The sequence below is a fragment of the Actinomyces ruminicola genome (assembly GCF_900103885.1).
GTDB classification, from domain to species: Bacteria; Actinomycetota; Actinomycetes; order Actinomycetales; family Actinomycetaceae; genus Actinomyces; species Actinomyces ruminicola.
Genome location: NZ_FNIM01000003.1, coordinates 53,023 through 70,976 on the forward strand (window position 1 = coordinate 53,023; position 17,954 = coordinate 70,976).

Annotated in this window: 16 protein-coding genes; 10 read left to right on the forward strand and 6 right to left on the reverse strand. The window is 72.2% G+C overall.

Annotated features, from left to right (window positions below):
* The first annotated feature begins 50 nt into the window (after positions 1–50).
* Complete coding sequence (gene nth, locus BLR49_RS04475; RefSeq protein ID WP_425425753.1) at positions 51–737, forward strand: endonuclease III; 687 nt, start codon at positions 51–53, stop codon at positions 735–737.
* On the opposite strand, the gene BLR49_RS04480 is transcribed toward nth, so the two are convergent.
* The 5 genes from BLR49_RS04480 to BLR49_RS04500 form a co-directional block, all read right to left on the reverse strand.
* Complete coding sequence (locus tag BLR49_RS04480; RefSeq protein ID WP_092534077.1) at positions 643–1,764, reverse strand: alpha/beta fold hydrolase; 1,122 nt, start codon at positions 1,762–1,764, stop codon at positions 643–645. The two genes, nth and BLR49_RS04480, sit on opposite strands and share 95 nt — an antisense overlap.
* A 58-nt stretch (positions 1,765–1,822) precedes the next feature.
* Positions 1,823–2,146: a branched-chain amino acid transporter permease gene (locus tag BLR49_RS04485; RefSeq protein ID WP_092534080.1), complete on the reverse strand. Its 324-nt coding sequence runs from the start codon at positions 2,144–2,146 to the stop codon at positions 1,823–1,825.
* The gene (locus BLR49_RS04490) at positions 2,146–2,859 is read right to left on the reverse strand and encodes an AzlC family ABC transporter permease (protein WP_092534083.1); all 714 of its coding nucleotides are present in this window, start codon (positions 2,857–2,859) and stop codon (positions 2,146–2,148) included. Before BLR49_RS04490 ends, BLR49_RS04485 begins: the two co-directional genes overlap by 1 nt.
* A gap of 156 nt (positions 2,860–3,015) precedes the next feature.
* The gene (locus BLR49_RS04495; protein ID WP_245690445.1) at positions 3,016–3,786 is read right to left on the reverse strand and encodes a hypothetical protein; all 771 of its coding nucleotides are present in this window, start codon (positions 3,784–3,786) and stop codon (positions 3,016–3,018) included.
* A 146-nt stretch (positions 3,787–3,932) separates the two neighbouring features.
* Positions 3,933–4,925, reverse strand: a complete 993-nt coding sequence (locus BLR49_RS04500) for a hypothetical protein (RefSeq protein WP_245690447.1) — start codon at positions 4,923–4,925, stop codon at positions 3,933–3,935.
* 173 nt (positions 4,926–5,098) lie between these two features.
* Here BLR49_RS04500 and BLR49_RS04505 point away from each other — a divergent pair, with 173 nt between their 5' ends.
* The 7 genes from BLR49_RS04505 to BLR49_RS04535 all read left to right on the forward strand — a co-directional run bounded on the left by BLR49_RS04505 (position 5,099) and on the right by BLR49_RS04535 (position 16,412).
* Positions 5,099–6,757 (forward strand): alpha/beta hydrolase, encoded by a 1,659-nt coding sequence (locus BLR49_RS04505; protein ID WP_092534086.1) that lies wholly within the window; start codon positions 5,099–5,101, stop codon positions 6,755–6,757.
* Positions 6,758–6,884: 127 nt separating this feature from the next.
* Positions 6,885–8,411 carry a hypothetical protein gene (locus BLR49_RS13230; RefSeq protein WP_176765778.1) on the forward strand — a complete coding sequence of 509 codons (1,527 nt, stop codon included), beginning with the start codon at positions 6,885–6,887 and terminating at the stop codon, positions 8,409–8,411.
* Positions 8,412–9,774: 1,363 nt separating this feature from the next.
* Positions 9,775–10,716: a Fic family protein gene (locus tag BLR49_RS04515; RefSeq protein WP_092534380.1), complete on the forward strand. Its 942-nt coding sequence runs from the start codon at positions 9,775–9,777 to the stop codon at positions 10,714–10,716.
* A gap of 147 nt (positions 10,717–10,863) precedes the next feature.
* Positions 10,864–11,985, forward strand: a complete 1,122-nt coding sequence (locus BLR49_RS04520; protein ID WP_092534092.1) for a cellulose synthase operon protein YhjQ/BcsQ — start codon at positions 10,864–10,866, stop codon at positions 11,983–11,985.
* Entirely contained in the window at positions 11,982–13,295 is a 1,314-nt protein-coding gene (locus tag BLR49_RS04525) for a TadA family conjugal transfer-associated ATPase (protein ID WP_176765779.1), read from the forward strand. The genes BLR49_RS04520 and BLR49_RS04525 overlap by 4 nt, the downstream gene beginning before the upstream one ends.
* On the forward strand, positions 13,292–14,542 hold the full coding sequence (locus BLR49_RS04530) for a hypothetical protein (RefSeq protein ID WP_092534094.1): 1,251 nt from the start codon (positions 13,292–13,294) through the stop codon (positions 14,540–14,542). Before BLR49_RS04525 ends, BLR49_RS04530 begins: the two co-directional genes overlap by 4 nt.
* A 91-nt stretch (positions 14,543–14,633) precedes the next feature.
* On the forward strand, positions 14,634–16,412 hold the full coding sequence (locus BLR49_RS04535; protein ID WP_092534097.1) for a DUF7059 domain-containing protein: 1,779 nt from the start codon (positions 14,634–14,636) through the stop codon (positions 16,410–16,412).
* 113 nt (positions 16,413–16,525) lie between these two features.
* Here the strand turns inward: BLR49_RS04535 and BLR49_RS13235 are convergent, their stop codons facing one another.
* Entirely contained in the window at positions 16,526–16,681 is a 156-nt protein-coding gene (locus BLR49_RS13235; protein WP_176765780.1) for a hypothetical protein, read from the reverse strand.
* A 245-nt stretch (positions 16,682–16,926) separates the two neighbouring features.
* Between BLR49_RS13235 and BLR49_RS04540 the strand changes: the two genes are divergently transcribed.
* Positions 16,927–17,151 carry a type II toxin-antitoxin system Phd/YefM family antitoxin gene (locus BLR49_RS04540; protein ID WP_092534100.1) on the forward strand — a complete coding sequence of 75 codons (225 nt, stop codon included), beginning with the start codon at positions 16,927–16,929 and terminating at the stop codon, positions 17,149–17,151.
* Positions 17,148–17,540, forward strand: a complete 393-nt coding sequence (locus BLR49_RS04545) for a type II toxin-antitoxin system VapC family toxin (protein ID WP_092534103.1) — start codon at positions 17,148–17,150, stop codon at positions 17,538–17,540. Before BLR49_RS04540 ends, BLR49_RS04545 begins: the two co-directional genes overlap by 4 nt.
* Positions 17,541–17,954: the final 414 nt, after the last annotated feature.

Consider the following 17,954-nt stretch of genomic DNA (forward strand, 5'->3'; position numbering starts at 1 on the left):
GACCTGTGGCACGCCGACGTGCATTGTAGTCTCACTGTGTGCCAGGTCAAATCACTCACCAGCCGGGGACACCGAATTCCGGTGCCGTAGTTGAGCCCCCCGCCGCGGCCGCACAGCGGGCCGCCGACGTCGACGACGAGCTCATCGGCCTGTACCCGGACGCCGGCTGCACCCTGGACCACGACGGTCCCTTCCAGCTGCTGGTGGCTACGGTCCTGTCCGCACAGACCACCGACGCCCGCGTGAACACCATCACCCCGGGCCTGTTCGCCCGCTACCCGGATGCGTCTGCGCTGGCGGGCGCCGACCGCGAGGACTTGGAAGCGGTGCTGCGGCCGCTGGGCATGCAGCGCACGCGTGCCGCCCGGCTGATCGCCCTAGGTGCGGAGCTGGCGACCCAGTACGACGGCGTGGTGCCCGCCGACCGGGCGGCACTGGTCGCCCTGCCCGGGGTAGGGCGGAAGACCGCCAACGTCGTGCTGGGCAACGCCTTCGGCATCCCCGCGATCACGGTCGATACGCACGTCGGTCGGCTGTCACGCCGCCTGGGCTGGACGACGGCGCAGGATCCGGTGGCCGTTGAGCGAGATCTTGCCGCGCTGTGGGAGCCGGCGCGGTGGACGGACGGCTGTCACCGCCTCATCATGCACGGGAGGACGGTGTGCCGCGCCCGCGTCCCCCGCTGCGAGTCCTGCGTCCTGAACGCCGCCGGGTTGTGCCCCCGGGTCGGCGTATGAAGGAGGCTCGCCACGGCCTGCGGGCGGTGTGTCGCGACGGCGCCGAGGACGGCGCCTCCTCCATCTGCCGGGGCGGTGTCGTTAGCCGGGCGAGGAAGGGCAGCAGTACGTCCACGAGCGCCTCGGGGGCCTCCTCCTGCGGGAAGTGCCCAACACCGCGGATCGTCACCTGCTGCAGGGGTCCGTCTACATGATGGGTGTCGCGTGCGTGCGCCCGGGCGGGCTGAACCGGGTCGAACTCGCCCTGCACGGATAGCACGGGCACCGTCGTCGGCCGGTTCAGCGCCGTCGTCTCGGCTCGCGTGAGAGTGGAACGGCGTGTGCTCTCCAGGGCGGACCGTGCCGCGCCGGGGCGGGACATCAGTGCGGCGTAGTACTCGGCCCCCTCGGTGGCCAGCGGGCGCGTCGCCGGAGCCGCCCAGGAGCTGAGCAGGCGCTCAACCCCCGCCGTAGTGCGCAGGCTGCGTTCCGGCAGCAGCGGGGCCTTGAAGAACAGGTGCTGCACCGTTGAGCCCATCAGGGAGCGCATGGGCAGTGACCGTATGGCCAGCGGGTGCGGTGCCCCGATCGGTACCAGCCCCACCGTCAGCTCCGGCTCCAGATTGGCCAGCGTCCAGCCGACCTGGCCGCCGATACCCGCGCCGACGACGACGGCGTGGTCGCGCCCCAACGCCCGCACGACGGCGGCGACGTCCCGGGCGAGGGTGACCAGGTCATATCCCGACGGCGGGCGGTCAGAACCGCCGAAGCCGCGCAGGTCGAGTGCGGCTACCCGGTAGCCGGCGTCTGCCAGGGGCGGGATGATGTGTCGCCAGGTCCACCAGCACTCGGGGAAGCCGTGCAGCAGGAGAACCAGCGGCCCGGCTTGCGCAGCGGGTTCCGCGGCGGTGGCGGGTGTCGGCGGGGTCGGGTCTTGGAGGGTGTCGAGTGGCGCCTCCGGGCCCGCCAGGGCGACGTGGAAGCGGGTGCCACCGGCGGTGATGTGGCGGTGGATCCAGGGCCCGGGGCGAGTCACGGTGGCTTGCACGTAAGCAGCCTACTGGCAACGGGTGCCGACTCGTGCGGTCTGTCGCATGCCGCCGTGGTCATCCCAGCAGCAGGCTGGCGGCCACGTAGACGGCGGTGCCGCCGATCAGCGACAGGCCCAGGGCGCGGCGCCACAGGTGCAGCCCGGCGGTGGCGCCGATGCCCGCGAGGGCCGGCAGCCAGGTGGCGGGGGCCATGGTGACGTCGTCGAGCGTGTAGGCCACCAGCACGATCATGACGCCCAGCGGCATGGCGTCACCGAGGAAGCTCACCAGCGGCATTCGGCCGCGTCCGCGCAGCAGCGCGAAGGGGGCGATGCGGCAGGCATAGGTGATGGCGGCGACAACCGCGACGGCCACTGCCAGCTGGAAGTTGGTAAGCATCAGCGTGCGCTCCCGCCCGCCTGGGCGCGGGTCGTGCGGCGCCGCCACGCGTACAGGGCGATTAGTGCGGCTGCGAGGGTCCCCAGCGCGCTGAGCAGAGCCGCCGACCCGCCTACCACCAGCCCGACGGCGCCGGCCACGAATCCGCTGAGCAGCACGGCCAGGTCCGGGTGGGCCTTCCAGTTCTCGATGGCGAGGATGACGAACAGTGCCGTCAGCACGAAGCCGAGCAGCTCCACCCGCTGCCCGATTAGGGCCGCCAGGCCGGTGCCGGCTAGCGCCCCCGCCGTCGTGCCGGTTATCCAAGCCGAATGGCTCATGACCTCGACGGTGACGACGTAGCGCCCACTCATGACCGTCCGGTCCCGTGAGGCCAGCAGGGCGTACACCTCGTCGGTGATGGCGTGAATCGCGTACAGGCGGGTGAGCGGGCGGCCGTGGACTCGGTCCAGCGGAAAGCCCAGCCCGTAGAAGACATGGCGGCCGGAGACGAACAGGGTGGAGGCGGCGATCGCGGCCAGGGGCTGCCCGGCGCCGGCCAGCGGCACCAGCAGCATCTGCATGGTTCCCGAGTAGATGACCACGCTCCACACCGGCGCCCACCACCAGGCCAGGCCCTGGGCCACCAGCAGCAGGCCGGCGGCCAGGCCGAGCGTGATGTATCCGATCATGATCGGCGCCGCGTCCCGGGCGGCGTCGCGCGCACTGGTCATGGACGCCTCCACCCTTACGGGTGGCGATGACGGCGCGGTGGCGGAGGGGGTGCTGGGATCGGGCACCGGCCCAGGTTAGGCGGAGCGGCGAAGCGGTGTGAGAGCGGGTTTCATGGTGAGACTCTCCCGGCGCCGCGACCGGGATTGAAATCCGGGTCAGACGGTGCGCCGCCCCTGATCAATGATCTCCTGCTCGCGACGGCCTGCACGCCGGGCCCGGTGCGAGACCACGCCGACCATGATCATGAACAGCCCGAAGGCGATGAACTTGCCGCTGATGGCGTCGGCCCACCAGTAGGCGGACAGCGAGGCGCCCAGCTGCGAGTGCGCGGTCAGACGGTCCAGGAGTGGCCCGATCGCGTCATTCATCGCCGCGGGTGCCAGCAGGAACGGCAGCCCTACCAGTACCGATGCCGCGCCGACGACGAAGGAGCCCAGGCTGGAGCGGCTAGCCGTCCACAGGGCGACCGCGAGTGCCGCGGCTGCGATACCCAGCTCCACCAGCGCGAGCACGGATACGCCGAAACGCAGGGGGGTGGCGCCGTCGACCGCGGTGGCGGCGGCGTCGTGGAGGAGGAACCAGGCCAGGGGCAGGGCGATGACCCAGACCAGCACGCCGGCCCAGTGCGCGGCGGCGCGGGACTTCGGGCGGCCGACGACGCTGGAGCCGTCCAGCAGAATGTCGTCCTCCGCGCGCGATTTGAAGGACGCAGGCTCAGGCGCGCGCGGCTCGGCCGCCGACGCGGTGGTCTCCTCGGTGGCCGGGGTGGGGGTGGGCTCGGGCGACGCCATGGCGGTTTCACCGGCCGCCGGTGCCGGAGCGGGGGCCGGCGCGGCCGCATGCTCCCCGGCGGCAGGCTCGGACCCGGGCGCGGGCGGGACGCGGTCCTCGGGCTCGCGTTCGTCGGCAGTATTCTCGGTGCTCATCTGAACCTCCTTCTGCGTTCACGGTAACGGTGCCGTACCCAGCTGTGGGGAGGCGTGCCGGGCCGTGGCGGGAAGTAGATCAAGCCCGGGTGAGCGCCGCGGGCCCGGTGGGGGCGGCCAGGCGGACTCCGTGGACGCGGCGGATCTCAGGCCTGGGAATGGGGCAGGCCGTGCGGTGGTGTCGGTGCTTCTCGGGAGCGCAGTTCGGCGAGTTCCCCCATGCGGCCCTCGCGACGGGCCAGGTGCGCGCCCCAGCCGACGGTTACCAGCACGGTGCCCGCAAGCAGCAGACTCACCCCGTTCGGGTCGTCGGGAAGCAGCCGCACCAGCAGGGCGTGTCCGGGCAGCTGCGGCCAGATGTGCGCCAGCAGCCCGGGGAGTGACAACAGCACGAGCAGTGTTCCGGTGACACGTGCCCCCAGCGTCGACCGGCCCGTGAATGCTGCTCCCAGGAGCAGCGCGACCAGGGCCAGCGTGGGGCCGAGCAGGCCGCTGCCGAGCGAGGTGCCGGGGGAGAGCAGGCGGGTGTAGCCGGCTGAGAGGAGGGCGAGGGCCGCGCCCACGGCCATGACCGTGAGCGGGAAGGAGACGGCATGGTCGCGGCGCCGTGAAGGCGGGGCCGTCGGGGTGACGCCCGGCGTTTTGTCCTGCTCGCCGAGCCTGACGGATAGGCGTGCATCCGCGCGCCCGGCGCGGCGCGCCCGACGCATGCCCCAGGAGCCGCCCAGCAGCAGCGCCGCGACGATGAGCACCGCTCCGGTGGGTATCAGGGAGCGCGCCCAGGCGAAGGGGGCGTCCGCTGCGCGTCCCGGACTGGCGAGGATCACCGCCTGTGCCGCCAGCGCGACGAGCCCTCCAACCAAGCCGCCCAGCGAGGAACGCACCGCGAACAGCCACTGGGCCAGCGCCGAGACCACGAGCGTGAGCAGCGCGAACAGGACGATGCGCGGCAGCTGCCCGGCGTCGGCCGCCTGGGAGGTCATGCCCGTCAGGGCGAGTATGGCCGGCGGTAGCAGCACGCCGACCGCGGCCGTCAGCAGGTAGTCGCCGCGACGCGACCGCGGCGCCTGGCGAGCGCCGTCGGTGGCGGGACTCGACGCCGGTTGCCGGGCCGCGGGGGAGGGCTGGTCTTGCGTCACAGGGCAATTCTAGATGAGTGCGATGCCACGGCCGGGCGAAGCCGGGGGATTGGATCCGGGGGAGGGCGGATACGGCTCCTCCCGCGGGATGAGGGCGGCGGGGGCGGCAATCGCCCGGTGGTGGGATCGGGAGCGCGGTCGAAGACTCTAAAGTCCGAGGTGTGAGAACGATAATGAGTCGCAAATGGTTCGCCGGTCCGCTTGCGGCCGCGGCGACGCCGTGCCTGGCCCTGTCCGCGTGCACGCTCGGTGTCGACAGTCGTAGCGATGCGATGACGTCGGAGGCCTCCGTGTCCGCCAGCCCGGTGGACGCGCCGGGCTTGCCGCCGGTCCCCGCGGGCCTGGAGGCCTTCTACCAGCAGCAGGTCGACTGGAAGAAGTGCGCAGACGATGCCTCCTTCCAGTGCGCCACGGTGAAGGTGCCCCTGGACTACGCGGATCCCTCGGGCAGGACCATCGATCTGGCGCTCAAGAAGCTGCCCTCGACCTCGGGCGAGCCTATCGGCACGCTGCTGACCAATCCCGGCGGGCCCGGGGCCTCCGGCCTGGAGTACGTCTCGCAGGAGGGCGTCTTCTCCGACGCGCTGCGAGCGGGCTACGACGTCCTCGGCTTCGACCCGCGCGGGGTGGGTGACTCGACCCCACTGACTTGCCTGAGCCCAAAGGAGATTGACGAGACCGCCAAGGCCGCGCTGGAGGCGGCGACCTCCGGCGCCGCGCCGGATAGGCGGGACGTCGCTGCGGCGGAGATGGGTGAGGAGACCGCCGAGTCCACCGAGCGGTCCGCAGCGGAGCTCGCCACCCGGTGCGAGCAGTACTCGCCCGTGCCGGAGCTGATCGACCACATGGACACCGCCTCGGTGGTGCGCGACATGGATGTCCTGCGGGCACTGTCGGGCGATGCCCGCCTGCACTACCTGGGCACCTCCTACGGCACCTACCTGGGGGCTCGCTACGCGGAGCTGTTCCCCGAGAACGTGGGCCGCATGGTGCTCGACAGCGCGCAGAACCCCTCCCAGGAGCAGGCCGACAACATCGTGCAGCAGGCCGAGGCCATCGAGAAGAGCCTGCACACCTATGTCAAGCACTGTCAGGCGGGGCGGGACTGCCCGCTCACGGGTGATGCTGAATCCGGCGTGGCCCAGATCGGGGAACTCATCCAGAGGGCCACTGCGAAACCGCTTACGAGCCAGGTGGGCGACGACGTCGACGGGGCGACACTCGCCAAGACACTGACCGACCTCATGTACGACAACAGCTCCTGGGACATCCTCACCGCAGCGCTGGCTCCTGCCATCAAGGACGGCGACGGTACCGGCCTGGCGCTGCTGGCCGACCCCTCTCTGGCCGATGCGGAGGCCGATCCACAGGAGCAGGCGGCCAACGAGGCGAAGGCAGCCGCCAATGAGAGCGCCATCGCCGCCATTGACTGCCTCGACTACCCGGTTCGCGGCGACGAGGCCGGGTGGGATGAGCGCGCGGAGCAGATCAAGCGGGTGGCGCCGATCCTGGGCGGAGGGCTGTCCTACCCCGATGCGTTCTGCAAGGGCTGGGGGCATCACACCGACCACCAGCCCAAGGAGATCCGGGCCGCCGGGGCCGCCCCGATCCTCGTCGTCGGCATTACCGGTGACCCGGCCACCCCCTACCAGTGGGCCCGGGCCCTGGCCGCGCAGCTCGACTCGGCCCGCCTGCTGACCGTTGAGGGCAACGGACACGGCGCCTACATGCGCAAGGGCGAGTGCGTGGACAACACGATCGATGCCTACCTGCTGCGCGGAGAGCTGCCCGAGCAGGACCTGACGTGCAGGGAGGAGGTCAAGCAGTACTGAGCACGGGCGGGGCCCGCCGCCGGACTCCGCCCGACCGGATAAGTAACCAGGAACGCAGAAGCAGCCACAGCAGTCGAACACCATAATGAAAGCACTGAAAGCGAGCCATTCGATGACCAAGTCCGGCTTGACCTCCTTATCACTCACGCGTCGCTCGGCCCTGGGCGCCGTCGGGGCCGCTCTCCTGCTGCCGCTGGCAGCATGCGGAACCGAGGGCGAATCGATGGGCGAGCACATCGGCTCCACGCCGCCGACCCCGGAGTCCGACCCGGGGGCTGCGGGGGCGCAGAATCCGCTGGGCAGCCTGGCGGGCACGCCGTCGTTGTCCGAGGAGCAGTACGAGACCCTGGTGGAGGGGGTGTCCGCGTGGGTCTCGCGCGTGTGGCCGCTCATGGGGCCGGTGTGGCCGGGAGTCGACTACACCCAGCACCGGATCGTGGCCATGCAGGTGAATGAGCAGTTCGAGGCCACGCGGGCATGGGTGATCTCAACCGAGGGCCACCGTGCGCTTCAGGCCGAGGAGTACGCGGGCATCGAGGTGCCCACCTCCTACGGCAAGGTCACCTTTGAGGGGCATCCATCCATCACGCTCAACCTCGGGCAGGCGGCCTCGGCCACGAAGAGTGCCGCCGCACCGGGTGAGGCGACCACGAAGTCGACGCCCTCCGTGAGCGCCGACGGGGCCTCCGCCGCCACCGCGGACCTGAAGGATCCGGCCACCTACGCCTTCGCCCTGATGACCCACGAGCTGGTCCACTTCTACTACCAGGGTGAGATCAACGTGACCGCCTCCAGCAGCCGGGACACGCCCTATCCGTACCAGGCGCGGCCGCGCACCCTGCGGCGCATGCTGCTGGACCGTCTGCGCCTTGCCGCCACCGAGCCCGAACGGCGCGCCGAGCATCTGGGCCACGCCCGCCACTGGCTCGACACCTGGAAGTCGGAGTTCGTCCAGGAGGCGGAGGACATCCACCACTACGACATCGTCGAGGGCGTTGCCCGCTACGTGGAGTACATGGCCCTGTCGGTCCAGGCGGACCAGCCCGCCGAGCAGCTGCAGGCCCGGCAGGCGCCGCTGCTGAAGGAGGAGTCGCTGGACGTCTCGGTGGATGTCGAGTCCTACGCATTCGGATTCGTCAGTGGGATGCTGCTCGACGCCGTCAAGCCCGCGTGGAAGGACGGCTTCTACGCCACCGGCAAGACGCTGGTGGAGCTGCTGCTGGACGATGCCGCTCCCGTCCAGGAGGACGTCGACCCCGAGATCAGCGGCAAGGTGGAGGCGCTGATCGAGGAGGCCGAGGAGTACACCGGCCCGGACATCAGGAAGCTCGACGATGCGGAGGCGGATACCTCCGTCGCCTACCTGTACGTGCCCAAGGTTGGGGAGATCGGCTACGGCGGCTCCTTCGCCTACAAGGACAAGGTGGTGCTGACCACCACCATCCTGGTGCTGAACGGCGAGGGACAGAATCTCCAAGTACTGGGAGCGCCCGCCTTCACGGGCACCGACAAGGAATCGCTCACCATCCCGCTGGTCGAGGCGCAGCACAGCTACGCGGACGGCGTGCTTACCGTCACGGGCGATGTGATCACCGGAACCGTCAGGGCCGACAGGACCACCGAGAACGGAAGGGAGGTGTTCGTCGCGAAGTGACGACCCGCAGCTGGCCGGGGTCCGCAGTGTTCCGGCGCGGGGTGCACGCGGAAGGGGCGGCCGACTCTTGAGCGTCGGTCGGCCCCGCGCGTGCGTCTGCGGTTGTGGGCTCGCCGCCTAGGACGCTGGGGATGCCGTTAGGCCACGCGGCGATCGGGAGCCGGCGCTTCGCGTACTGGGGGTGCGACGGCAGATGCGTTTGCGGTTGGTGTCTTGCGGTTGATGGTTGGGGCGGGGCGGTGGGTGTTGGGGTGCCTGCCCGGTGGAGTTCGTGGGTGGCGGCGGGGCGCAGGTTGTGGGTGGTGGGCTGTTGTCGGCGCCTGTGAATCGTCGGGGCTCTGGTCGGTGCCCGGGGCGTGCTTGGAAGCGGGTCCGGCCCATGCTGGGCGGGTGCTGCATTGTGGCGCCCCCAGGTGCCTGTGCCGGCAGTGGCTCGCGGTCCGCTCCCGCATGCTCTGCTTGGACCGCGTTCCTCTGTTTGGACCGCGTTCCTCTGTTTGGACCGCGTTCCTCTGTTTGGACCGTCTGAGAGTGCGTGTAGGGCGGTCCAAACAGCGGTAGACGGTCCAAGTGGCGGCAAGGGGTCCAAGTGGCGGTAGACGGTCCAGCCACGCGGGGCCGTCGGCGTTGCGCAGGCGGTGCGGGACCGCCGGCCCGGCACCCGCACCCGCGCCTGCGTGCGCACCCGCAAGCACGAAGAGCTCGATGTCGGAGTGGTGTCGTAGTTGTGGGCCTGTTTACGATTCAGGCGCGCTGCGGGGCAAGTGCTGCCGGGGTGGAACAGGCAGCGGTTCAACCACTGGCTCGCATATCCTTCGGCCAGTGTGTACCTGCTGGTGCGAGGTCCTGACGATGAAGGGTGCGCCGGCGTCCCAGAAGCCTCCAGACTCCCACGTCCCGGAAGTCATGACGCTCAGCAGTCCCAGAACCACGCAGACAACGCAGCGGGCAAGCCGTCTAGGACGCCGCCCAGGTCCGCGCGCTCGACAGTAATCGACGGTAATGCTGCATCCTCGCGGGTTGACCAGCATCCTGGAGCGAGCCACAACCCGCCAAACCCGGCAAGAAGGCCCCACCGGTCATGTGAACCTGCACGGCTCGGGGCGCGGCGAAGCGGCGCTGCTGGGCGACCGCCAGGTCCACTTACCACCTGTGTGGTGCGCAGACGCCCTGACTCGGCCTCCAGAGGAGTGCCAGCATGCGCCAGGGGAACTTTGCACACAATGGGCACTTGTGTGAAATCGTCCCCGGGTGCATTGCACATAACGGATGTCTGCGGCGAGGTCGGCGGCGGCAAGTGGCTCCTGGGCGAGTCGCCGCTGGGGGATCGCGCCCGCACGCCTACAGTGGCCCCGTGGTCAGCATGGGGGTGTCGATCGGCCCGCCTCCCGGAGAGCGCCCCAGCAGCGCCGTGCGCCCGGCCCGCCCCAGCCCTGTCATTCAGGCGCTGAAGGCCCTCTGCGCCGACCCGCGGGTCAGGCGCGCCGAGGACGCCCTGCGCGAGGCCTCCGCCGAGCTGCGCTGGCACGAGGCCCTGCGCCGTCGCTGGCGGGAGGCCCGCGCCGATGCCGCCATCCGGGGCGCCATCGCCTCCGCCGCCGTCGAGGGCGCCGTCCTGCCCACCGTCGTCCTGCGCGACGCCGTAGCGAACCGCTCCCTGACCCGGGCCGCCACCGGCGACCCCTCCCTCGACGCCGCCGCCGGCCTGTGGCGTGCCGGCGTGCGACTGACCGAGTGGATGCCCGATCTGCGCGGCGAGGCCCGCCCCGCCCAGCCGAGCCCCCGCACCCTGCTGGCGACCCTCCACCGCGACGTCGCCGGGCCACTGGCCGCCACCGGACGGATTCCCCTGGACGCCGTCGCCAATCCCCGGGGACCGGGCGTGGCCCCGCTCGAGGGCGGCCCCGGAGCACCTCCCGACGCCGGGGCACTGCATGCCCGCATCGACGCCCTCCTTGAACTCATTGACGCCCCCGGCGCCCCCGCACTCGCACGCGCCGCCGTGGTCCACGCGGAAATGATCACGGCTCGCCCCTTCGTCGCCGGCAACGCCGCCGTCGGCCGGCTGCTGGTGCGCCACCTGATCACCCGTGACGGCCTGGAGCCCACCGGCGTGGCGATTACCGACCAGTACGCCGCTCGCGCGCCCGGCGCCTACGCCGACGCGGCGGCGGCCTACGCCTCCGGCCGACCCGACGGCGTGAGCGCCTGGATCGTGTGGCAGGCGGAGGCGATCCTCGTCGGCATCCAGGAGGCGCAGAGGATTTGCCGGTCCATCCAGGCCGGCACCACCGCCGAGCACTGATCAGAACACTGTTCTCCACAGGCAGCGTTCAAAACCGCCGTCGCGGGCACCATCCACAGGCGCGCAGCGGGAGGCAGGCGCACCGAGGCACCCTGATCGGGACCGCCCGGGCGCCACGCCACGGGCCGGGGACTTCGAGGAGAGCACATGGACGCCACCGCAGCACCACTCGCCCCCAATGTGCGGGTGCTCCTGGTTGATTCCGGCGATGCCCGGGAGGCCGACACCCGGCAGGACGGAATTCCGAAGGACTTTCCCGCGGATGTCGTGCGCGTGTGCACCGGCACCGCCCCGATCCTGGGAAAGCCCAGCGAAGACCCGACCGCCGCAGCTCACTCCCTGCTCGCCGAGCCCGGGGTCCGCGCCGTCGTGCTGCTTACGCGGGAGGGGACGCTCGACTCACCCGCAGAATCGGGACTCGTCTTCGGCAGCCTGGAGCGCTGCTGCGAGCCCGACGGTGCCGACCACATCGTCGCCCTCCTGCTGGCCGCACAGCACCCGCCGCGGGCCCGCCTCGTCGTTGTCACCGGGGTCCGCGGCGGGCTCGGCGCCAGCACCTTCCTCCTCCACCTGGCGCGCGCCGGCCACGCCGGAGGGAAGCGTGTCGCCCTCGTCGACGCCGACCCCGCCGGAGGCCTGGGCCTGCTCATGGGCGACGGCGTACTGCCCGGGCTGCGCTGGGCCGACCTACCCGCCGACGAACCCGCGTTCCGCCCGGAGAGACTCGTCGCCGCCCTGCCCGCCTGGTTGGGCATGCCCGTGATCACCGGCGACGGCCGCGGCGGCGTCCGCAGCCCCGGGCAACTGCGTCCCGTCCTGGACGCCCTGCGCGCGGAACACGACCTCGTCCTGCTCGACCTGCCGCGCGGAGCCGTCCCACCCGCGGATGCCACGGTCATGCTCATGTCCGGACTCGACCTGCGCTCGGCGGTCGCCGCGGAGGCGCTCGCCGCCCGGCTCAAGGGGACGAGCCGAACAGGACGGGCCGACCCCGGCGACCGCGCCCCCACCGGGCCCGATCCGAATCCTGCCGAACCGCGCAAGGTGTACACGGTGATACGGAGGATCGGCGAGGACGTGACCCCCGACGAGCTCGCACTCATGACACGCACCGAGATCGTCGCCGTCCTCCCGCACGACCGCGCCGTCGCCCAGCGCATTGCCCGCGGAGACGACCCGACCCGCGGCCGCGGTGCCTTGCGCACCCAGGCGCGCGCGGTCGCCGCTCGCCTGCTGGGCGACAACCCGCACGAGGAGGCGCAGTGGTGACCGCAGTAACACCCGCCGACCGCTCCGGGGGCGCCCCGCCGGCGGGCCGAGAGGAACTGTCCCGCGTACGCAGCGCCCTGGCCCGCGGCGCCGGCCTCGACGTCGCCCTCGGCTCCGGGGCGGCCCCGACCACCGGCGCGGGCGGGTTGGCCCGGCTCACCCGGCACGTGCGCGCCGACGTCGAGGGAGCCGGCCCCGTCCTGCAGCCGCTGCTTGAGCTGGACGGCGTCACTGACGTGCTCGTCGGCGCCGGCCGCACCTGGATCGATCGCGGACGCGGACTCGAACCGGTCGCCGAGGCGGCCCTCCCGGAGACCCAGGCGCGGGCACTGGCCGTGCGCATGGCCGCGGCCTGCGGGCGCCGCCTGGACGACGCCAGCCCCATCGTGGACGTCACCCTGCCCGACGGCACCCGGCTGAACGCCGTCCTGCCGCCGCTGAGTGCGGACGGCACCCTCATCTGCCTGCGCACCAAGCGCCGTCGCGCCTTCAGCATCGCCGAGCTGGTCGCCGCTGGCACCGTCGCCCCCGGTCTCGACGCCGTCCTGATCGCGCTGGTGACTCGCCGCGCCAACTGCCTGGTCACCGGCGCCACCGGTACCGGCAAGACCACCCTGCTGGCGGCCCTGCTGGGGCTCGTGCCCGCCGACGAGCGGATCGTATGCATCGAGGAGGCCAGCGAGCTGCGCCCCGACCACCCGCACGTCATCCACCTGCAGGAGCGCGGGGAGAACGTCCAGGGCGTCGGCGCCGTCCCCATGACCACGCTGGTGCGCACCGCCCTGCGCATGCGCCCGGACCGGATCGTGCTCGGTGAGTGCCGCGGCCCCGAGGTGCGCGACGTGCTGACCGCGCTCAACACCGGTCATGAGGGCGGCTGGGCCACCCTCCACGCCAACTCGCCCGCCGACGTCCCCGCCCGCCTGACCGCCCTGGGCGCCCTGGCCGGGTTGGACGAGGGCGCCGTGGCCGCCCAGGCCGTCAGCGCCCTCGACGCCGTCGTCCACCTGCGGCGCCGCGCCAGACCGGGCGCCACCACCCTGCGGCAGGTGACCGCGATCGGCGTGCTGGAGCGGGACGGGGAGCGGATGCGCTGCCGGGACGCCCTCATCATCGAGCCCGACGGCGCGGTGGCGGCGGGAACCGGCGTGGACCGGCTGGCCGCCCGGATCGGGGAGGCGCCTGTGACCGCCGCCCTGGGGGACGACGTCGGGGCCGGACGGCCCGCGACTGCGCAGTGTGCCCCGGCGGCCGCCGGCACCGGGGCGCACGTGCGCGTGCGGACGGGCACGCACAGGAGCCGGCCATGACCGGCGCACAGGTACTGGCAGGCCTGCTGGTGGCGTTGGCGGCTGCCGTGATCCTGCTGCCGGCACGGCGCGAGCCGCCGGACGCCCTCGGCACCCACCACGCCGGAGGCCTGGCCCGCCCCGCCCGGCCCGGGGCGGAGGACCTCGACCTCGGCCTGGTGCTGACCGAGGCGGCCACCCTCCTGCGCGCCGGCGCCACCCCTCAGCGCGCCTGGGCCCGCACGCTGGAACGCGCCGGCATCACCGAGGGAACGCAGCCCGACGACGACGGCGTGCCGCCCGCACTGCTGGCCCTCGCCCGGGAGCCGCCCACCGGCTGGCTGCCCCGCCGCCGGGAGGGCCGTTGGCGCTGGGAGCCGCCGCTGCCGGGCCGCCGCGGGCGCAGCGCGCGCCGGCGCCTGACCGCCGCGGCCGTGCCCGGGGCCGTCGCCGCCTGCCGCCTGACCACGGCGCTCGGCGCTCCCCTGGCCGGCGTGCTGGAGGCGGTCGCCGGGGGAGTGGCGGAGTCCGGGCAGGCCGAGGCCTCCCGCCGCACCGCCCTGTCCGGGCCGCGCGCAACCGCGCGGCTGCTCGCCCTGCTGCCGCCCGTCGGGCTGCTGCTCGGCTCGGCGGTCGGCGCCCACCCCGGGCAGATGCTGCTCGACGGCGGCTGGGGCAGTGCCCTGGGGGTCGCAGGCCTCGTGCTAATGGGCATAGGTCATTGGCTGACCGCGCGCCTGGTCGCGGCGGCAGTGGCAAGGCCGGACGAAGTCGACGAGGCCCTGGTCCTGGACCTGGCCGGGGCCGCGCTCGCGGCCGGCGCGTCGGTGCCCGGGGCGCTTCAGGCGCTGGGCCGGGCGCTGGGTGACGAGGAGCTAGGCGTCGTCGGGCGGGCCCTGCTGCTGGGGGCCGACTGGGAGGAGGCCTGGCGAGCCGGACGCGGGGAGGAAATCGGAGCGGGGGAGGATATGGCGGAGAAGACCTACACGCGCCCGGGATGGTGGCGTCGGGATGAGAAACAGCGGCGGCACGCCCGGCTTGAGGCCTGTCTGCGACCGGGCTGGGAGGACGGCGCCGCGCCCGCACCGCTGCTCGCCGGCACCGCCGCCTCCCTGCGCGCGGGACGGCAGGCGGCCGACGAGGCCGCCGCCGAGCGCCTGGCCGTCCGGCTGGTTCTGCCGCTGGGGACCTGCTTCCTGCCGGCCTTCATCATCCTGGGCATCGTCCCGGTGGTGATGAGCGTGGGGATGGACATGCTCACCGGGTGAACGGGGCACGAGGCACGAGCCGCCGGGGATGGCGCATGCGAGCCGGTATTGCGCCGCCCAGCGGTTGCGACACAGCGGTACGGTCGCGCCCATGACCGATGCCGCGCCCACTCCACCGACTGAGCTCGCCCCCACCCCGCCGGCTGCGTTTTCCCCCACCCCGCCGGCTGCGTTTTCCCCCACCCCGCCGGCTGCGTTTTCCCCCACCCCGCCGCCCGTGGCCACGCCGGAGCAGGCAGCCGCCCTGCGCGCCGACCTCGCCGAGGCCGACTGGGGCGTGGACGCCGTGGCCGAGCTGCTCGGCCCCGCCGTCGACGCCGCCTTGCGCCGGGAGCAGCGCTACCCCGCCCTGCGCCGGGTGCGGGAGGCGTTGGCTGCCGGGCGCACCGCCCGCACCGGCGCAGGCTCGGAGGGAGCAGCGGACCCGGTCGCGGTGCTCACCGCCCTGTTCATGCTCGGCGAGCCGGTGTACGCCGCGGAGCTGGATGCGGCACTGCCGCGCACCGGCACCGCCGGCGCCCGCGCCATGGGGCTCGTCATTACCGCGGGGAGCGACCTCGAGGCGGTTGGCTCCGGGGCCACGGAGCAGCATCCGCCTGCCGCGGGCAGCGGCGGGGGCGGCGCGGACACAGTTCGGGTGCGCGCCGCCGTCGACCTGCGCCCCCACGAGGCGTGCGACGACGGCGGCCAGGCGCGCTGGTGGGTCGCCTCCGACCTGGGAGAGCTGGTGTCGCAGGGGCAGCTCGCCCCCGATCACGTCCTGGGCATCGGCGGCGCCGGCCTCACCCTGGCCGCGCTCACCCCGCGCACGCCCGTGCGCACCGCCCTGGACCTCGGCTGCGGCTGCGGCATCCAGACCCTCTACCTGCTGCGGCACGCCGACCACGTCGTCGCCACCGACATCTCCGCCCGCGCGCTGGCCTTCACCGCCTTCAACGCCGCCCTGGCCGGCACCGACCCCGAGCGGCTGGAGCTGCGGCGCGGTTCCTTCCTGGAGCCGGTGTCCGGACGCCGCTTCGATTTGATCGCCACCAACCCGCCCTTCGTAATCACCCCGCCCGCCGTGCGCGCGGCCGGCCTGCCGCTCATGGAGTACCGCGACGCCGGCGGCCCCGTCCTGCCCACACTCCTGCCCGCCCTCGGGGAGCACCTGACCGACGGCGGCATCGCCGTCATGCTCGGCAACTGGGAGCACCACCTCGGACAGGACTGGCGCGAGCGCGTGAGCGGCTGGCTGCCGGACGGCACCGACGCCTGGGTCATTCAGCGGGAGGTGCAGGACCCGATCGAGTACGCCACCATGTGGCTGCGCGACGGCGGCACCACCCCCGAGCGGAATCGCCGCGGCTTCGAGGCCGCCCTGGGCGCGTGGCTCGACGACTTCGCCGCCCGTGGCGTCCAGGCCGTCGGTTTCGGCTATGTGGTGCTGCACCGGCCCGGGGACTGCGATGATGCCGGCCGCGCACCCTGGCGGCTCCTGGAGGAGGTCGGCACTCGGCCGACCGCGCCACTCGGCCCGCACGTTGCCGCATCGGTGCGCTCGCGCAGCCGTCTGGCCGCCATGAGTGATGCCGAGGTGGCGGCGCTGCACCCCGTCGTCGCCCCCGACGTCACCGAGCAGCGCCACCTACGTCCCGGGGACAGTGAGCCCAGCGTCATCCTGCTGCGCCAAGGCGGCGGCTTCGGGCGCACCGTGCAGGCAGACACAGCCCTGGCGGCACTGGTGGAGGTGGCTGACGGCGAACTGAGCGTGGGGCAGATCGCCACCGCCGTGGCGGCACTGACTGGCGCCGACGCCGCGGAGACGACCGCCCGCATGGTGGAGGGCGCGCGCAGCCTTCTGGCCGACGGGCTGCTGCTGTGGACGTAGGGCGGGTGCTCCGCAGATCGGGCTTGCCGATCTTGCGACTGTGTCACCATAATGGTGGGGAGTCGAGCGGCGGCAACCGCCCGACTCCCCGGAGACATCCGGAGATGTTGATCTCAGCGGCCTTGCAGGACGCTGAGCAGAGCCGCAAGGGCCCAGATCATCGGCGGAATGCTTTCGACGACAGTCCGCCAGATCTGGGCCTTTTGCTTGCTCTTCATCCCCTTCGGCGCCTTGGCCTTGCGGCGTCGGCGCTTCCGGTTCTTCGACATGCCCAGAGGTCACCTCCTCTCGGTGCACACTCCCCGGCAGAGATTTCTGCGTTGATCCGGGGTTGCGCCGTGGAGGCAGCGCCATCATCGCACGGGTGCGACGAGCAAGCAGCCCGTTTCCGGCGGGCGCTGTGTGCATGCGGCGGCTCGGCGCGGTGGTGGGTCATGCTCAGTAAGCGTCCGGTCCATAGGGAGGCTGGTCTGGGCGGTTGACCAACCCAAACCAAATGGGAGATCATGGCAGCATGAAGACAGTCAAGGTGCAGCAGGCGAAGACCCACCTGTCGGCGCTGTTGGCAGAGGTGGAGCGCGGTTCCACCATCAACATCGCCCGCGGGTCGCGAACCATTGCGCGACTGGTTCCGGCAAATAACGGTGAGCGCGAGCTCGGGTTCGGTGGTTACCGACTTCCAGATTCCTTCTTTGATGAGCTACCTGAAGACGAACTCATGGCCTGGGAGGGACGGTGAGCGGCTACCTGCTCGATACCCACGCTCTTATGTGGGCGATCAACGAGCCGGATCGTCTGGGACCGGATGCCGCCCAGGTACTGAGAGCGCGGGAGAGTCGTCTCCTGGTGTCGGCAGCGAGCGCCTGGGAGCTGTTTACCAAGTACCGCATCGGCAAGCTGCCTGGCGCGGGGCCCTGGCTCGACGCGCTTGATGGGCACATAACACGGCTCGGCGCGGAGGTGCTGCCGATCAACTGGCAGCACGCCCGTCTGAGCGGACAGTTGGAGTGGGCGCACCGCGACCCCTTCGACCGGATGCTTGCCGCGCAGGCCATCACCGAGGCGCTGACTCTCATCACTGTGGATGCGGCATTCTCCGGGCTCCTCGGCTTGAAGACTCTTTGGTGACGCCGAGGAGCGTCACCTGCGTTCGGGCGACGTTGAGCCGCGAGAGCCCAGAAGATCGTCGGCGGAATGATTCCGACGGCTTCTGCATCGCGTCCGCGCAGGTATGAGGCTGGTTCTGGGTGCTAGCGGCGAGCACGGACTTGGGGACGGCGGAGGCCTGCTCCCGGACGCCTCCTCCGTTGCAGCAAGAGTTGCGGAGGACTCGGAGAGGTAGGCCGGTTCGCTCGCGCCCGTGGGGCAACTCGTGCCGGTCGGGCGGTCCGCGGGAAGCGACGTTGCGCGAATGACGCGCCGTGGGTGCTCACTCGCGAGCGGATTGCGAGCCAATCGTGACCTAGTGGGGTAGTTATAAGGATTGTGCTTGAAATGTTGCTGTATGGAAGGTCAATCGTGCGTCATACGCCGCGGTGGCGC

Bases quoted from the DNA above. Each gene is read 5' to 3' on its own strand.
- BLR49_RS04540 (WP_092534100.1), top strand. From the start codon at position 16,927: ATGAAGACAGTCAAGGTGCAGCAGGCGAAGACCCACCTGTCGGCGCTG.
- BLR49_RS04490 (WP_092534083.1), bottom strand. From the start codon at position 2,859: ATGACCAGTGCGCGCGACGCCGCCCGGGACGCGGCGCCGATCATGATC.
- BLR49_RS04535 (WP_092534097.1), top strand. From the start codon at position 14,634: ATGACCGATGCCGCGCCCACTCCACCGACTGAGCTCGCCCCCACCCCG.
- BLR49_RS13235 (WP_176765780.1), bottom strand. From the start codon at position 16,681: ATGTCGAAGAACCGGAAGCGCCGACGCCGCAAGGCCAAGGCGCCGAAG.
- BLR49_RS04485 (WP_092534080.1), bottom strand. From the start codon at position 2,146: ATGCTTACCAACTTCCAGCTGGCAGTGGCCGTCGCGGTTGTCGCCGCC.
- BLR49_RS04530 (WP_092534094.1), top strand. From the start codon at position 13,292: ATGACCGGCGCACAGGTACTGGCAGGCCTGCTGGTGGCGTTGGCGGCT.
- BLR49_RS04520 (WP_092534092.1), top strand. From the start codon at position 10,864: ATGGACGCCACCGCAGCACCACTCGCCCCCAATGTGCGGGTGCTCCTG.
- BLR49_RS04505 (WP_092534086.1), top strand. From the start codon at position 5,099: ATGAGTCGCAAATGGTTCGCCGGTCCGCTTGCGGCCGCGGCGACGCCG.
- BLR49_RS04515 (WP_092534380.1), top strand. From the start codon at position 9,775: ATGGGGGTGTCGATCGGCCCGCCTCCCGGAGAGCGCCCCAGCAGCGCC.
- BLR49_RS04495 (WP_245690445.1), bottom strand. From the start codon at position 3,786: ATGAGCACCGAGAATACTGCCGACGAACGCGAGCCCGAGGACCGCGTC.